The organism is Actinomadura logoneensis, assembly GCF_003428695.1.
Classification (GTDB): Bacteria; Actinomycetota; Actinomycetes; order Streptosporangiales; family Streptosporangiaceae; genus Spirillospora; species Spirillospora logoneensis.
In genome coordinates this window covers 19,750-35,261 of record NZ_QURH01000247.1, presented here as the reverse complement: position 1 = coordinate 35,261, position 15,512 = coordinate 19,750, and the positions used below count along the sequence as shown (strand labels likewise).

Below are 15,512 nucleotides of genomic sequence, written 5' to 3'. Positions count from 1 at the left end.
GGGTCGGGCGCCGGGCCTGGCGGGACCGGCCCCGGCGACGGGGGCGGCGGTCCCGGGGCGGGTTCGGGAGGCGGGACGGGAGGCGGAGGAGTGGGCGCCGGCTCGGGCCCGGGCCGGGGGATCGGCTGGGGCCCCGGAAGTGGATCTCTGTCTGCCATGCCCTCTCCCGTACCCAGCTCGGGCGGCCGGCCACCCTGCCGTGTCGCTGATCACGTCGTCCGGCGAGGGCGGAAAAGCCCGGTGCGGCGGGGGTTTCCCCGCTTCGGAACGGTCCGCGCGTGTGCGGGCACGGGCCCGGACAGGGCAGGATGGATACATGAGGGAAACCCGAGCGACGGCTCAAGGGTTGCGCACCGCCATCGAGCGCAGCGGTTACTACCCGGGCCTGGTCGCGGACGCGGTCGAGTCCGCCATCGGCGACGAGCGCGTCGCCGCGTACGTGGTCCATCACGAGGCGGCGTTCGACCCCGCCATGGAGGTCCGGCGGCACGTCACCGTGCTGGCGCTGACCGCGACGCGCCTGCTGCTCTGCCACACCGACGAGCACCCGCCCGGCGACGGGATGACCCGTCCGCACGCGTCCACCACCACCGAGGCCGTGAAGCTGGACGGCGTCCAGTCGGTCGCGCTTACCCGGGTGGTGCCCGATCCGGAGACCTACGTGCCGGGCATGCCGCCCAGCGAGGTCGTGCTGACCATCGGCTGGGGCGCGATCGCCCACATCGACCTCGAACCCGCCACCTGCGGGGACGAGAACTGCGAGGCCGACCACGGCTACACCGGCAGCGTCACCGCCGACGACCTCTCGCTGCGCGTGAGCGAGGCCGCCGACGGCTCGGACGCCGTCACCCAGGTCCTGGCCTTCGCCGAGGCCCTGTCCGCCGCCACGGCCCGGTGACCCGGGCGCCCGGCCCGCCGCCGCCAGGCGCCGCGCCGGATCCACCCGAGCCCCCCGACGCCGACGCGTCGTCAGGGACGTTTCGCATGGAGGCGTCGGGGGCGTTCCGGGCGGAGCCGTCGGGGCCGTTTCGGATGGAACCGTCGCGGGGGTCGCGCGGGGCGCCGCAGCCGGGCGCGTTCGAGAAGGAGCGGGACGTGCTGCCCAAGCCGAGTCCTTCACCCGAGACGGAATCCGGTACGCCGCTACCGCCCGTGCCCCGGTACGGGTCAGGCGCGTTGGCCGATCTCACCGCGTCCATCCTGGGGACGCTGGGAGTGTCCGGCGCCACCAACCCCTTGGAACTCGCGGCGCTTCCCCGTGCGTGCGTGTTGGTCATCGACGGCCTTGGGTGGGAGCTTCTGCGCGCCCATCCGAACGAGGCGCCGTTCTTGAACTCCTGTGCCGATCGTCCCCTGACCGCAGGGCTGCCCGCGACGACCGCCACGAGCCTCGGTTCGCTCTCCACCGGGCTGCCGCCGGGAGGGCACGGGCTGCTGGGCGTCCAAGTCGCCGTGCCCGGTACCGGACGCCTGCTCAACTGCCTCCGATGGCAAGAAGACCTGGCGGAGCCCACCGAGTTCCAGCCCGCGCCCACTGTTTATGAGCGGGCCGCCATGGACGGCGTGGCCACGTCCTATGTGGCACTCGGCCTGTACCAGGAGACCGGGCTCAGTCGAGCCACCACGCGCGGCGCCACCTACATTTCGGCCAGCGGTCTCGGACAACTGGTCGCCCAGGCCGAGTATGCGCTGCGCCAAGGCGACCGCGCGTACGTGACCGTCTACCACGCGGACCTCGACTCGACGGGCCACCAGTTCGGCTGCGGGTCACCGCACTGGCGGCACCAGCTCCGCTTCATGGACCTGCTCGCCCAGCGCATCGCCGAGATCCTGCCGCCGGGTGCGGCGCTCTATGTGACCGGGGACCACGGCATGACCGATCCGGTCGAGCGGGTGGACGTCGACACCGTTCCTGACCTGGCGGCCGGGGTCGCGATGCTCGGCGGTGATGCGCGCTGCCGTTACGTCTACACCGAGCCGGGAGCAGAGGCAGATGTGCTCGCCGCCTGGCGGGCGACGCTCGGCGACCGCGCCTGGGTCATGTCCCGTGCGGAGGCCGTCGCGGCGGGTTGGTTCGGGCCGGTCATCCCGGCTCTGCTGCCACGCATCGGCGATGTCGTGGCCGTCCCGTTCACCGATCTGGCGATCGTGGCGAGCGTCCGCGAACCATGGCTCGAGCGCATGGTCGGCATGCACGGGTCCCTGGTCTCGGCCGAACAGCTCGTTCCGCTGGTCACGGCCATTCGCGAGTGACCCGTCCAGGGTCCTTCGCCCCTCCGTGCTCAGGGGCGCTGCATAGACTCGGCGTTGTGACGAACCTGCCTTCGGCCCTCCCGAATTCGGGCAATGCCGGTCAGACTGGCGATGTGCGCCCTCTCATCGACGTGTCCATGCTGGAACGGCTGCTGAAGCGCGGGGAGCCCGCGCCCGTGCTGCTCGACGTGCGGTGGCGTCTGGGCGGTCCGCCCGGTGTCGAGGCGTACCGGAAGGGCCATCTGCCCGGCGCGGTCTTCGTGGACCTGGACCGGGACGTCGCCGGGCCGCCCGGCCCGAACGGCCGGCATCCGCTCCCGGAGCCCGCGGATTTCGAGGCGGCGATGCGGCGCGCCGGGGTGTCCGGCGACCGGCCGGTGGTGGTCTACGACGGCGCGGATTCGACCGCCGCGGCCCGTCTTTGGTGGACGTTGCGCTACTTCGGCCACCAGAACGTCCGCGTCCTTGACGGCGGCTACCACGCCTGGACGACCGCAGGGCATCCGGTGGAGACGGCGGATGCCGAGGGCGAGGAGGGCGTGGCGGCGGAGCCGGGCGACTTTACCGCGCGTCCTGGCTCCCTTCCGGTGCTGGACGCCGCGGGCGCGGAGTCGCTGGCAAAGGCGGGTGTGCTTCTGGACGCCCGCGCGTCCGAGCGCTACCGGGGTGAGGTCGAACCCATCGATCCTGTCGCGGGTCACATCCCGGGTGCGGTGAACGCGCCGACCCTTGGCAACGTTGGCGTGGACGGCCGTTTCCTACCGGCCGAGCTGCTTCGCGAGCGGTTTGCCCAATTGGGGGCGACGGACGCCGTGGACGTGGGCGCGTACTGCGGATCCGGCGTCACTGCCGCGCACGAGATCCTGGCCCTGCACCTCGCGGGGATTCCGGCCGCGCTGTATGTCGGGTCCTGGTCGGCGTGGGTCGCAGACCCGACCAACCCGGTCGCCACCGGCGAATCCTGACCCAGCCACACCGCCGAGAGCCAGACCGTTCCGCGTCGGCCGAAGGCGTGTGGGCCGAGGTCGTGTTGGGCGAAGGCGCATCGGCCAACGTCGCATCGGCCAACGTCGCATTGGCCAAAGTCGTGTTGGTCATCCGGCGCCGTAGCAGGTGAGGCCGAGGAGTCCGGGGGACCGAGGCAGAGCCGCCAAGGCTCTAGCCGGGCTGAGCCCTTCCGCGAGCAGCCTGTGCAGGTCGGCCATGAAGCGCGGCGACGCCGCGTCGCGCAAGGGGGCGGCGCTCGCGACGACCGTGCGGGTGCCCAGAGCCAGCAGGACGCCGACCATGCCGATGAGCGCGTCGTCCGCTCCGGCGCGTCCGACGTCGCAGGCGGACAGGACGACCGTTTCCGGCGGCGCGGACAGGTCCTCCAGGTCGTGCACGGTCAGCGGACCGTCCGCCAGAAGGACGCGCGAGAACATCGGGTTGTCGGCTCGGAATTCGCCGTGCGTGGCCATGTGGACGAGCCGCGCCCCGTCCATGGCGTGACGCACGGTTTCGGCAGTCGCCCTGGGGCCGGTGAGCGTGCGGGCGGCCGGATGGACGTGGCGCAGCATTCGCGTCTCCCGGTCCGCGTGTTCCAGGCCCGGGCCCGCGACGAGTACCACGCGGGACGCGGCATGGTTCGGGCTCGTGTGCGCGCGAAGCCAGGCGGTCGTGGACGGAGCCACCGCGCAGGGCCGTCCGCTCAAAGTCGGAAGGGTGCTCCAAGGGAGGGCATGGAGGCTGCCCGTGGGAGTGATGACCAGTTCGGGTGCCTCGACGGCCAGCGGAACGATGAGCTGATCCTCAAGGCGCCGGGTCGCCTGACTGAGGATGTGCTCAGCATCCGGGTCGTGCTCGTTTTCGGTCAGCTTCCGTAAGGCCACGTGGACGAGCCCCACTTGGCGTGCCGCCCGCGCGTACGAGCCGAGTTCATGTCGTCGCGCCCGGCCGTTCGTGATGGTGACAGCCCATAGAGCGTCATCTATGCGGACGTACTGGAGCAGTGCGCGGTCCCCCAAGGCGTCGCTCACCTCGCGGAGGCTGAGAAGCGCGCCTGTCGGCTTCCGGCCTGAAGGGGAGACGCTGTGTGCGGCGGCGCGTATGGACGACTCCAGTTCGGCCATGCGCTCGGTCAAGTCCCTTGTCGTTTCCCCACGGGAAGTCGCGTACGCGTGAGCACCGCTGAGCATGCGAAGCTCGGCCAAGGCAGCGGCTCGTCGCTGGTCTCTCGGCGGACGAACCGCGACCGGACGCCGCGCCAGCGCACGGCGGCGCTCGTCGGCATGCAGCAGCTCCCGCGCGGAACGCGACAGACGCAGGGCAAGGCCGGTGAGGTCATCCCCTACGCGGGCCGCGCGGGCCCGCAGGTCATGGGCGGCGAACGCGTCCGCGTGGTCCGCGAGTACGGACAGGCCCGACCAGACGGCGGCCAGAGCGCCCCGGAGATCGCCGCGCGACTGCCGTTCCAGGGCGGTCGCATGCCAGGCGACGACCCGCTGGGCGGCGGGGCCGTGCGTGCGCGTACGAGCAACCGGCGCGAGCAGGGCACCGGCCGGCCGTCCCAGGTGGAGTGCCAGGCGGGCGGCGATGATCCGGGCCTCGGCGGCTGCCTCGGCCCAACCGGAGTCCGCCAGGCGGTCCGCGGTGGTCCGGGCGGTGCCGAGCAGGACGGCCGACCGTTCCCCGGTCGCCCATCGCGCGCGCAGGAGCAGATGTTCGGTGAGGTGAAGCCAGCCGACTCTTTCCTGACGGGAGAACACGTCCGCTGCTTCACCGGCGCGGAGCACGGCGGCTTCGGGATTGCCGCATGCCAGTTCCGCATGGGCCAGGAGGAGAAGGCCGTCTCCGAGGTCGCACTGGTATCCGGCGCTTACGGTTTCGCTCACTGTCATCAGCAGCAGTTCGCGTGCTTCCCGGGGAAGCCCGGCTTGGATGAGCGTCTCCGCACGGTCGAAACGGCATTGGGCCGCTCTCTCGCGGGTAAGGGCGGGCTCGGCCTCCTCGTACAAGCGCAGTGCCTTGGGGATGTCCCCGCGCCGCGATGCGACGAAGGCGAGATTCGCCCGCACCAAAGCCGTCTGCGACCCGAGGTTGTTCTTCTCGCTGGTCGTGTGGGCTTCGTGGAGGAGACGTTCGGCATCGTTCAGTTCGCCGCGCAATGCTCTGGCCAGTCCGAGGTTGGAGAGCATTCCTGCGAGGGCTATGGGATCGGCTCCTCTGCGAAGCCGGGGAAGCGTTGCTGCGGCCAGGACGTCCGCCTCGGTGATCCTCCCTGCGCGCGCGAGAGCACACACCATGTTCGCGGCGAGCCTGTCCGCGTCCTCACCATGCAGGATTCCCTTGGCCCGTTCTGCTTCGGTCATCGCACGACTGGTGTCGCCCTGTGCGGCCAGCAGACCGACGAGGTTCATACGGACCTGTGCTGCGGCGTAAGCGGATGTCTCTGCGAGAACCAGAGCACGTTCGAGGTGGCCGATGCCTTCGGCCAGAAGTCCAAGTTCCTTGGCGGCCAGACCGGAAGCACGTAAGGCCACCACCAAGGCAGCCGTGTCTCCCGACGCCTCTGCTTGGGCTGCTCGCTCAGTGGCCTTGCGGTACGCGGTCGCCGGTTGGGCCGTCGCCAATGCGAGCAGCTCTCGGTCATTGGCGTCAGAGAGGTCCCGAGGCACATGGCTCCGTTCCGAGGCGTCCATATGAACTTGTGGGTGGGTCAGAGAAGGATCCAGCTGGTGACCACGCATGACGCGTCCGGCAGGCAAAAGACCAAGCTGACCAGGCCTTTCGGGACATCGGTCAAGACAAAGCGTCCGCGCTCGTCCGCGCGCGCGGACAGCTCGACGGCGTGGGGGTGGCGGAGCCGCACATCCGCGACGGTCGCGGGCGCGAGCCGTCCCGTCATGGCCAATTCGCTCCCGACCCCGGAGATCTCGACCTCGACCGTATGGCCGGGCGCGCGGAACGTGAGCAAACGCAGCCCGCTCGAACCGCGGACCCCGGCCAGTTCACGTTCCGACTCATCCGTGAGTTCGGCCAGGTCGGCGCTTGGTTCGCGCCAGGAGAGCGCCGAACGGCCTGCGGCCAGAACGTCGTCCGGGACGGGATCCATGCGCTGGAACGCGGCGCGCAGCTCGTCCAGAAACGGCTCCTCGTTCATGTGGCGAGCCTCCGACGCAGATGGGCGAGGCAACGGGCACGCGCGGATCCGATGCTCCCCACAGGGAGGTCCAGGGCGGCGGCCAACTCGTTGTAGCTCGTCGCGAGCGCGAGCATGCGCAGGAGGTCCTGGCAACGGCGAGGCAAAGCGCGCAACGCCTCTCCGACCCGTCCGACCTGCTCACGCGCGAGCGCGGCCTCCTCCGGACTGCACGCCGGCCTGCGAACTCCCAGATCCCCGCCTCCCACCATCGGGGAGCGGGGGCGTCCTCCGATCACGTCCGTGAAGCACAGCGGGTCTGCGGGCGCCTCACGGCCGCGGCGCCGGGCCAGCGCAACCGCCTCCCGGCGTGCCGTGACGGCGAGCCAATGCGGGACCGCCTGCGGGTCCTGGATGGTGTCGATCCGCTCCACCAGCCTCAGCCACGCCGTCTGGACGACATCGCCGCAGTCGGCGTCGTCCAGTCCGCAGGAACGCGCGATCGCCCACAACAGCGGCGCGTGCCGATCCACCAGGAGCCCCCACGCGGCTCCGTCGCCGAGCCGGGCCCGCCTCACCAACTCGCCCGACTCCACCTCCGACGGGTCGGCGCCCCGCGGAAGGTGGACGTCCTCGCGCGGCGCGTACCGTTCCTCGTCCGCGCGCGGTCGCGGCACCACTCCCTTCTGCGGCTCGCCCGCCATCACCCCAGGAAGAACACGTCCGTCACCCGCCCTCAGGGACGGAGCTGGACGATCGTTCAGAGCCACCGGCACTCCTCCAAGAGCCCCCGCCGAACGACACTAGGGGCGCGCACGACTACGCAGAGTCCGCACTGCGTCACGGTTACCGCATCGCCATCGGGCCGTGCTCAACCCCTGATGATTACGCCGAGGTCCGGTCGGGTAGGCGAGGCCGCCGGATCGAGGACGCGGTCCGCGGCGACCATGGCGGGCAGATCCTCGGAGGCCGCGACGGCGGCGATGCGACCCGCCACGGCCGGTGCCGCGAACGATGTCCCGCTCCACGTCGCATAGCCCTCGAACCGGTCCGGATCGATCCCGTTGACCCGTCCGCGCGGCCCGTCGAAACGCACGAAGCAGCTTGTGACGTCCACGCCCGCGGCGCTGGCGTCCACCCACCAGCCGTAGTTCGAGAACCAGGCCCGGTCCTCCGCGCGCGCGTCGAGGGCGCCCACGCCGACCACCGACTTGAGCGCGGCCGGCCAGAACGGCCTGTCGCACGCCGCGTTCCCCGCGCACGCGACCACGACCGTCCGGCGGCCGAGCGCGGCCAGCGCGCGTGCCAGCACCGGCGAGGGCCGGTCGTCGAACGTGTGGCAGCCCAGCGACATGTTGATCACGTCCGCGCCGCCCCAGTCCGACAGCCAGCGCAGGGCGCGGATGACCTCCAGCTCGTCCCCGACCCCGTCGCCGCCGATGACGCGCCGCGCCCGGATCCGCGCGGACGGCGCGTACCGGAGGATCACTCCGGCGACGAACGTGCCGTGCCCGGCCTGGGCGTCCAGCTCGTAGTCCAGGTCCGCGTCCAGGACCTCCGCGACCTCGGCGCGCTGGTCCGCGAACCAGTCCGCCCCCTCGTACCAGGGATGCGGATCGAGGCCCGTGTCCAGGACGGCGACGGTGACCTCGCGTCGTGCCTCGGCCGGCTGCGGGACGGGCACGGGGACGGCCGCCGTCGCGCGCGGGAGATCGGCCGGGCCGCTCCACCACAAGGGCTGCCCGTGGACCAGGTGATTGGGGGAGACGCTCAGCCTCCGATGCCGTCCGTCTCCCGCGAGCTGCGCGGCCAGTTCGCAGACGTCCACCTTCGCGGGCGCGCGCAGTCGCAGCCGCGTGACCCCGTGCTCGTCCTGCCGGGAGTCGAACCAGCGCCGCACCAGGTCCTCGGCGGCGGCCGCGTCGTCCCCGGCCACGAGCACCTGGTCGCGCCGCACCAGCGCCGGACGGCCCGCGAGCGGCTCCACGACGACGGCGTCCCGGTGTCGCGCGAGCAGCCGCTCCAGCCGCGCCTGCTGATCGAACATTCACCCTCACTTCCGCCGACACGCTCACTTCCCGCGCTCATCGTGCCCGACCGGTCGCCGTGGGTAGTCGATGTTCAAGTTATCCACAAGCGGGCCCCGAGATGGCGAAGCGGGGGCCGAAGGTGCCTTACTGGAGACATGAACGAGCCGACTCAGCCGCGCCACCAGCGCATACACGTCACTTCCGCCGCACCGCGCGGCCGATCGAGGTGGACGCCATGCCGTGAACGATCCCCGTCCCACGCGGGCGTTCTCGCCGTGCGCTGCGCTGCCCAGCCGTGGATGACCTGTCCCTCCAGCCCGCCGGGAGACCCGTGATGCGCTCGTCCGTATGGCTGACCCGCGCCGTGGCCCTGCCGGCCGGCGCCCTGCCCATCCTGGCCTTCCCGCGAGCCGACCTCGGCTGGCTGGCCTGGGTGGCGCTCGTCCCGGGACTGCTGCTCCTGGCGAACGCCCCCACCAAGCGGGAGGCGGGCCTCCGCGGATGGGCGTTCGGCGTCGGCTACCTCCTTGCCGCGCTCTCCTGGACGCTGCCCTACATCGGCCCGGCACTACCTCTGATCGCCGTGGTGTTCGGCGCGCTGTGGGGCCTGTGGGGCATCGCGACCCGAATCCTCGTCCCGCGCCACCCTGGCCTCGCCCTTCTCGTCCTGCCCAGCGTCTGGGTGGCCATCGAAGTGGCCCGTTCCCGTCCTGCCCTGGGCGGCCCGTGGGCCGTCTACGGCGCGACCCAATGGCAGCACCCGACGGAACTCTCCCTCGCCGCCCTGGGAGGCGTCTGGCTCATCTCCTTCGCCCTGGTGGCTGCGAACACGGCACTCACGTTGGTGCTCACGAGGCTCCCCGCGATCTCTCTCCGCCGCAGGCCCGACTCGTCTCCCACTCCCACCACCGCAGGAGCCGCCCCATCCGCCACGTATCCGTCCACCCGAGAGCCCCCGACCACGGTCCATCGGACCGCTGAATCTCCCCAGCCGCCAGCGGCGCCCTCCACCCCGACCTTGTCGGGCACGGACCCCCACGGTTCCGCTCCGTCCGCACCCGTTGCCGACGAGTCCAGTCAGTCCGCTCAGCCCGCGACCACCCAAGTCAGGCCTGATGATTCCGCACCGCGTGACGCTGAGACCGGTCAGCCTGCGGCCAACGTGCCCGAGTCCATTCCGTCCGCGCTCGCGAGGCACGAGTTCGCTGTGTCCATGCCGCAGGGCACCGAACGCTTGTCGGTGGCCCCCTATCCCGCACCCGGCTCGCATGACCCCACATCCGGCCCGCACGACCGGATAGTCGCCTCGCACGACCCGATAGGCAGCTCGCACGACTTGATAGTCGGCTCGCACGACCTGTTGGTCAGCTCGCACGATGCGATAGACGGACGAGAAGCCGCGCTGAAGGGCGGCCCCGAACCCCCGGCGCACACAGCAGGGGAGGAGCGAACTGCGAGTCTCACCGTCACCCTCGATACGTCGGTCCAAGGCGACGGCGGTGAAAGGCGTGGTGAGGCCGCCGCGGAGGAAGACGACGAGACTCGCTCCAGAACGGAACGCGCCGACCTTGGGAGCGGCGCAGGGCGCGGACGGGCTGATCGACACGGCGGCACGGGCGGCGGTCACGCTCGTCTCTGGTTCCTGGTCGGGATGGCCGCACTGGCACTGGCGATCGCGGGCCTCGGGCCTTTCGTCTTCCTGATACGCGGAGAACCAGCGGCGGCGCGCACGGTACGGATGAACCTCGTCCAGACCGGCGTCGTCGAGGGGCCGGAAAAGCGGCTGGAAACGGGCTTCCAGCTGACCGAGTCCGCTCCATCGGCCGACCTCACCGTGTGGGGTGAAAGCAGCGTCGGTGTGGACCTGGATAGGAACCCAGCCGTGGTTCGACGGCTGCGGGCGCTCGCCGCCGCCCGAGGTCCTCTGCTGGTCAACGTGGATGCCGAGGACGCACGGGGGCGCATCTCCAAGACGGCCGTCCTCGTGGGGCCGGAAGGGCTCCGGGCGCGGTACACCAAGACGCGGTTGGTGCCGTTCGGCGAGTACATCCCGTTCCGTGACGCGTTCGGGTGGCTCAGCAGGATCAGCAAGGCCGCGGGACAGGACCGCGTTCCGGGGACGGGGCCGACCGTCATGACGGCGGGCGGTACCACCTTCGGACCGCTGATCTGCTTCGAGTCGGCGTTCCCCGACCTCGGGCGCACGCTCGTCCGCCACGGCGCCGAGGTGATCGTCTACCAGTCGGCGACGTCCAGCTTCCAGAACAGTTGGGCTCCCGCCCAGCACGCGTCCCTTGCCGCCGTACGCGCGGCGGAGACCGGGCGGCCCGTGGTCCAGGCGGCGCTGACCGGAGTCTCGGCCGGTTTCGACGCCCGTGGACGCCGGATCGTCTGGTTCGACATCGACCGCCGCGGCACGGTGACCGTGGCGCTCGCCGTCCCGTCGACGGCGAGCAGAACGCCGTACGACCGCCTCGGCGACGTCGTTCCACTCGTGTCCTTGGTCACCAGCGCAGGAATGATCGTTTTCTCGGTGTGGAACCGGCAAAAGGAGGTAAAAGGGGCTGGAGTGACCAAACGGCGGTGACGCAAATCGCCATCCGCACCGGATCGGTGCCCCGGTTGGGGTTGGGTGGAGGAGGTCGACGCCGGCGGTGTGGCGACGACGGTGTGGGACGGGAGTTGCGTTGGGTAGCTGCGGGACGCACGAAAGTGACGAGACCGCTCGCGGTCAAGTGACAGACAAACAATGGTCGCGTGGTGGTGCGTCGGGTGTCCATGATGCAGAATGAGGGACGCGGAATCCGTCTCGGGAGCGTACGAGGCCGTAGGGGAAGACGAGCCTCGGTACAGATCCAGGAGGTCCGGTGACCGCACGTGGCGTCTTTTACGTCCACTCCGCGCCACCTGCGCTGAGCCCGCACATCGAGTGGGCCGCCGCAGGTGTTGTCGGCGTACCCGTTTCGCTCGAGTGGGCCGACCAGCCCGCCGCGCCCGGCACGCTCCGCGCCGAGCTTCACTGGGAGGGCAGGCCGGGAACCGCGGCGGGGATCACGTCCGCCCTGCGGAACTGGAAGCTGCTGCGCTTCGAGGTGACCGAGGACCCGACACCGGGCTGCGACGGCGTGCGCTACAGCTTCACCCCGTCGCTCGGCGTCTTCACGGGCATCATCGGAGCCAACGGCGACATCATGATCCCAGAGGACCGGCTGCGTGCCGTCATGGCGAACGCCGCGGTGGGCAAGACGACACTCGAGCACGAGCTCGACCGCCTCCTCGGCACGCCGTGGGACAACGAACTCGAACCCTTCCGCCGCGCCGGCGACGGAGCGCCCGTCCGCTGGCTCCACGCCGCGGTCTGACAACCGAAGAGCCAGAGCCGAGGCAGCCCGCCCCCGCAACGCACGCCGCGTCCCGCGGTCGGGCCCTCATGCTCACAACCCCGCCCCGCGCTCCCAACCCCGCCACCCTCATGCGTGCCGCGCCGCCAATCCCGTGTGCCTTCCGCCCAGCGATCCGGTACGGATACCCCCGACTGGTCTGATGCGGCTTCCCCCTACCGCACCCGTGCGGGTCCTCCCGGCAACGCTGTCAGAGCGGTGTTCTCGGGCAATGCCGTCAGAGCGGTGCCCTCCGCCAATGCCGCTAGAGCGGTGCCCTCCGGCAGTGCGGTGCCTCCCGGCAGTGCCGTCAGTGCGGTGCCCTCCGGCAATGCCGCCAGGGCGCGGCTCCTCCTGGCCGCCCCCTCGGGGGCGCGGCGGAGGGCGCAGCGCTCGGCTGACCGCCGGGGCCGCCCGTCCTGCCCGGACCACGTGCGCGACGACGGGATCGCCGAGGGCCCCATCCGCTGCCTGGACGACGAGGCGTGGCACCGCGCGCCGGAGATGATGCGGGCGCTGCTCCAGCCGGTCGCCCCCCTACGCGACGTGAGCGCGGTGCCCTCCGGTAACGCTGGCTGTTCGGTGTCTCTTGGCAGCGCCGTGAGCGCGGTGTTTATCGGCAGCGCCGTGAGCGCGGTGCCCTCCGGTAACGCTGGCTGTTCGGTGTCTCTTGGCAGCGCCGTGAGCGCGGTGTTTATCGGCAGCGCTGTCAGCGCGGTGCCTTCCGGCAATGCTGGCTGTTCGGTGTTTCTTGGCAGCGCTGTCTGCGCGGCGGCTCTTGGCAGTGCTGTTTGTGCGGTGCCTTCCGGCAGTGCCGTGAGTGCGGGCGTCTCCTGGCAATGCCGTCAGTGTGCGGGTGCCTCCCGGCAGTGCCGTCGGTGCGGTACCTCTCGGTAGCGCCGTCAGGGCGGCTCTTACCGGCCTCGTTCAGGCTTCACCTACTTGTCTCGCCGGCCTTGTGCAGGCTCCATCTACTTGCCCTGCTGGCCTGCGCAGGTTTCTCATTCGCTGGCCTCGCTCGCGTAGCTACCTCGTCTATCTCGTCCGGGCTGCGCATACCCGTCTCGTAGCGGCTCTTCCGCGTTTTCGTGCGTGTGGGGTCCGTCTATTGCCGCCGCGCTGTTGTCTGCTCCGTGTGAGGGCGCAGGCTGTTGGCAGGGCACGCGTATCGCACGACCTGGCAGCGGCCCTTGCGGTCGATCTCGGCGGTGGCGAACGAAGGCGTCCGGCGCGCTCTTGCGGAGCCCGGCGGCCAGCGCCGCCCACGAGCCCGCTTGCCGGGTGGAGTGGGGTTGAAGGCGGACAACCTGCCGCGTTGCTGGTCGTGTTTATGAACTCGCGGCGAAGTTGGCTGGCGCTGTCTCGCGCTGAGTGGCGGCACTCTTCGGTGGAGAAGTGCAGGTGCGAGGGCTGCGGGGGTGGGGTCGGGTTGGGGAGGGCTTGCGGGTTGGCTTGTTGGGCTTGCTCTGGATGGGGCTCTTGGGAGGCGAGCGCGGTTGGGGCGGTGGGCCCACATTGGGGAGGATGGGAGTGGTGTCGATTCTTGGAGGTGGCGGTGTCGGTTCGTCGGGTGGTTCCCAACTTTCAGGTGGCGAGTGTGGAGGCGAGTCGTGACTTCTACGGGTTGCTGGGGTTCGAGGAGGTCATGAACCACGGGTGGATCATGACGGTCGCCTCGCCGTCCGTGCCGAACGCGCAGGTCAGTTTGTATGCCGGCGAGGATAAAACAGCACCGGTCGCGCCCGACGTGAGTGTCGAGGTGGACGACGTGGACGCCGTCTACGCGTCCGTGCGGGAGAGCGGTGCGGAGATCGTCCACCCGCTGCAGGACGAGGAGTGGGGCGTGCGGCGGTTCTTCGTCCGCGATCCCAGCGGGCGCGTGGTCAACGTGCTCTCGCATCGCTGACGACAGAAGGCCCGGCCCGTCGGTGAGGACGGGCCGGGCCGGAGAAGCGAGCGGTCAGAGGGCTCGCTTGAAGGCGACGGAGACGTTGTGCCCGCCGAAGCCGAAGGAGTTGTTGAGCGCGGCGGCGGGGCCGTCCGGGATCTTGCGGGGCTCGCCGTGCACGATGTCCAGGTCGACCTCGTCGTCGATGTCCTCGAGGTTGGCGGTGGGCGGCACGATGCCCTCCCGCAGCGTGAGGATGGTGATCACCGACTCCAGGGCGCCCGCGCCGCCGAGGATGTGCCCGGTCATCGACTTGGTACCGGTGACGGTGATGTTCTTGGCCGCGTCGCCCAGCGCCGCCTTGATCGAGTTGAGCTCGGCGACGTCGCCGGACGGCGTGGACGTCGCGTGCGCGTTGACGTGCACGATGTCCTCGGGCGTCAGGTCGGCGTTCTCCAGGGCCCGGCGCATCGCCTTGGCCTGGCCGGCGCCGCTCGGGTCCGGCAGGACGATGTCGTAGGCGTCGCCGGAGTAGCCGCAGCCGGCGGCGATCGCGTGGATCGTCGCGCCGCGCTTGCGGGCGTGCTCCTCCGACTCCAGGATCATCACGGCCGCGCCCTCGCCGAGGACGAAGCCATCGCGGTTCTTGTCGTACGGGCGGGACGCGCGCTCGGGCTCGTCGTTGCGGGTGGACATCGCCCGCATCACGCCGAACGAGGCCATCTGCAGCGGGTGGATGCACGCCTCCGTGCCGCCGCAGATCACCATGTCGGCGCGGCCCGTCCGGATCATGTCGATCGCGTACCCGACCGCCTCGGCGGACGAGGCGCACGCGCTGACCAGGGCGTGCGAGCCCGCGGTCGCGCCGTACTCGATGCCGACGTGCCCGGACGCCCCGTTCGGCATCAGCATCGGGACGGTGAAGGGCGAGACGCGCGTCCAGCCCTTCTCGAGCCACGTGGCGTAGCTGCCGAGCGCGGAGTGCAGGCCGCCGATGCCGGTCGAGAGCACGACGCCCAGGCGCTCGCCGTCCATCTCGAAGCCCTCGGCGTCCGCCTCGTAGCCCTTCTTGGTGCGGTTCTTCAGACCCGCGTGCAGCCAGGCCTCCTTCGCCGCGATCAGCGCGATGGCCTGGCAGCGGTCCAGCCGCCGCAGCGCCTGCTTCGGCATGACCTCGGACGGATCGACGGCGAGCTGCGCGGCGAACCGCACGGGCAGCTCCTCGACGCCCTCCCAGTCAAGCTTCCGCACCCCGGACCGACCGGCGAGCAGCGCGGACCAGGTCGACGGCACGTCGCCGCCGAGCGGGGTCGTGGCACCGAGGCCGGTCACGACGACGGTGGTCTTGTTGCTCATGGTGTGAGTGCTCCTTGTGTGACTGGGGGGTGGCTACGGCGCGCCGACGGAACCTCGCGGTCCGTCCGGGTGTCGGCGCGCCGTGGCCGTGCGGCGACGGCTGCCGTCATCGCGGGGACGACGGCTCGCCCCGCCCGCGAGGCGACCGGGTCGCTCCGCGGGCCGGGCGGAACCGGTCGTCCCGCAGGTGGGACGCCTGGTCGCCCGGCGGACGGGTCAGACCTTGAGCTTCTGGACGAAGTCGATGACGTCCTGCACGGTCTTCAGGTTGCGCAGCTCGTCGTCGGGGATCTCGACGTGGAACCTGTCCTGGGCGGCCACCGCGATCTCTACCATCGACAGGGAGTCGATGTCGAGATCGTCGATGAAGTTCTTCTCCGGGGTGACCTCGTCCTTGTCGATCCCGACGATCTCGTCGATGATCTCGGCGAGGCCGGCCAGGATCTCCTGCTCGGTGGCTTCTGCCATGGTGTCGATATCTCCTT

At 70.9% G+C, this 15,512-nt stretch carries 12 protein-coding genes; 6 read left to right on the top strand and 6 right to left on the bottom strand.

Going from position 1 to position 15,512, the window contains the following annotated elements; all coding sequences use genetic code 11:
- Positions 1 to 316 precede the first annotated feature (316 nt).
- The 3 genes from DZF91_RS14495 to DZF91_RS14485 all read left to right on the top strand — a co-directional run bounded on the left by DZF91_RS14495 (position 317) and on the right by DZF91_RS14485 (position 3,218).
- The gene (locus DZF91_RS14495; protein WP_117357990.1) at positions 317 to 898 is read left to right on the top strand and encodes a DUF5998 family protein; all 582 of its coding nucleotides are present in this window, start codon (positions 317 to 319) and stop codon (positions 896 to 898) included.
- Between the two features lie 197 nt (positions 899 to 1,095).
- Positions 1,096 to 2,253: an alkaline phosphatase family protein gene (locus DZF91_RS14490; protein ID WP_235834289.1), complete on the top strand. Its 1,158-nt coding sequence runs from the start codon at positions 1,096 to 1,098 to the stop codon at positions 2,251 to 2,253.
- A gap of 137 nt (positions 2,254 to 2,390) precedes the next feature.
- Entirely contained in the window at positions 2,391 to 3,218 is an 828-nt protein-coding gene (locus DZF91_RS14485) for a sulfurtransferase (protein WP_117357994.1), read from the top strand.
- Between the two features lie 129 nt (positions 3,219 to 3,347).
- Here the strand turns inward: DZF91_RS14485 and DZF91_RS14480 are convergent, their stop codons facing one another.
- The 4 genes from DZF91_RS14480 to DZF91_RS14465 all read right to left on the bottom strand — a co-directional run bounded on the left by DZF91_RS14480 (position 3,348) and on the right by DZF91_RS14465 (position 8,420).
- Positions 3,348 to 5,933, bottom strand: coding sequence for a CHAT domain-containing protein (locus DZF91_RS14480; RefSeq protein WP_235834288.1), 2,586 nt, complete (start codon positions 5,931 to 5,933; stop codon positions 3,348 to 3,350).
- A 17-nt stretch (positions 5,934 to 5,950) separates the two neighbouring features.
- Entirely contained in the window at positions 5,951 to 6,394 is a 444-nt protein-coding gene (locus DZF91_RS14475) for a hypothetical protein (protein ID WP_117357988.1), read from the bottom strand.
- Positions 6,391 to 7,077 carry an RNA polymerase sigma factor gene (locus DZF91_RS14470; RefSeq protein WP_117357993.1) on the bottom strand — a complete coding sequence of 229 codons (687 nt, stop codon included), beginning with the start codon at positions 7,075 to 7,077 and terminating at the stop codon, positions 6,391 to 6,393. Before DZF91_RS14470 ends, DZF91_RS14475 begins: the two co-directional genes overlap by 4 nt.
- A 167-nt stretch (positions 7,078 to 7,244) precedes the next feature.
- On the bottom strand, positions 7,245 to 8,420 hold the full coding sequence (locus tag DZF91_RS14465) for a S8 family peptidase (RefSeq protein WP_117357987.1): 1,176 nt from the start codon (positions 8,418 to 8,420) through the stop codon (positions 7,245 to 7,247).
- A 317-nt stretch (positions 8,421 to 8,737) separates the two neighbouring features.
- Here DZF91_RS14465 and lnt point away from each other — a divergent pair, with 317 nt between their 5' ends.
- The 3 genes from lnt (at position 8,738) to DZF91_RS14445 (ending at position 13,689) form a co-directional block, all read left to right on the top strand.
- Positions 8,738 to 10,990, top strand: a complete 2,253-nt coding sequence (lnt, locus tag DZF91_RS14460) for an apolipoprotein N-acyltransferase (protein WP_117357986.1) — start codon at positions 8,738 to 8,740, stop codon at positions 10,988 to 10,990.
- Positions 10,991 to 11,270: 280 nt separating this feature from the next.
- Positions 11,271 to 11,765 (top strand): DUF3145 domain-containing protein, encoded by a 495-nt coding sequence (locus DZF91_RS14455; RefSeq protein WP_117357985.1) that lies wholly within the window; start codon positions 11,271 to 11,273, stop codon positions 11,763 to 11,765.
- Positions 11,766 to 13,338: 1,573 nt separating this feature from the next.
- Positions 13,339 to 13,689 (top strand): VOC family protein, encoded by a 351-nt coding sequence (locus tag DZF91_RS14445; protein ID WP_117357992.1) that lies wholly within the window; start codon positions 13,339 to 13,341, stop codon positions 13,687 to 13,689.
- 54 nt (positions 13,690 to 13,743) lie between these two features.
- On the opposite strand, the gene fabF is transcribed toward DZF91_RS14445, so the two are convergent.
- Positions 13,744 to 15,027, bottom strand: coding sequence for a beta-ketoacyl-ACP synthase II (fabF, locus tag DZF91_RS14440; protein ID WP_117357983.1), 1,284 nt, complete (start codon positions 15,025 to 15,027; stop codon positions 13,744 to 13,746).
- Positions 15,028 to 15,243: 216 nt separating this feature from the next.
- On the bottom strand, positions 15,244 to 15,495 hold the full coding sequence (locus tag DZF91_RS14435; protein ID WP_117357982.1) for an acyl carrier protein: 252 nt from the start codon (positions 15,493 to 15,495) through the stop codon (positions 15,244 to 15,246).
- Positions 15,496 to 15,512 lie beyond the last annotated feature (17 nt).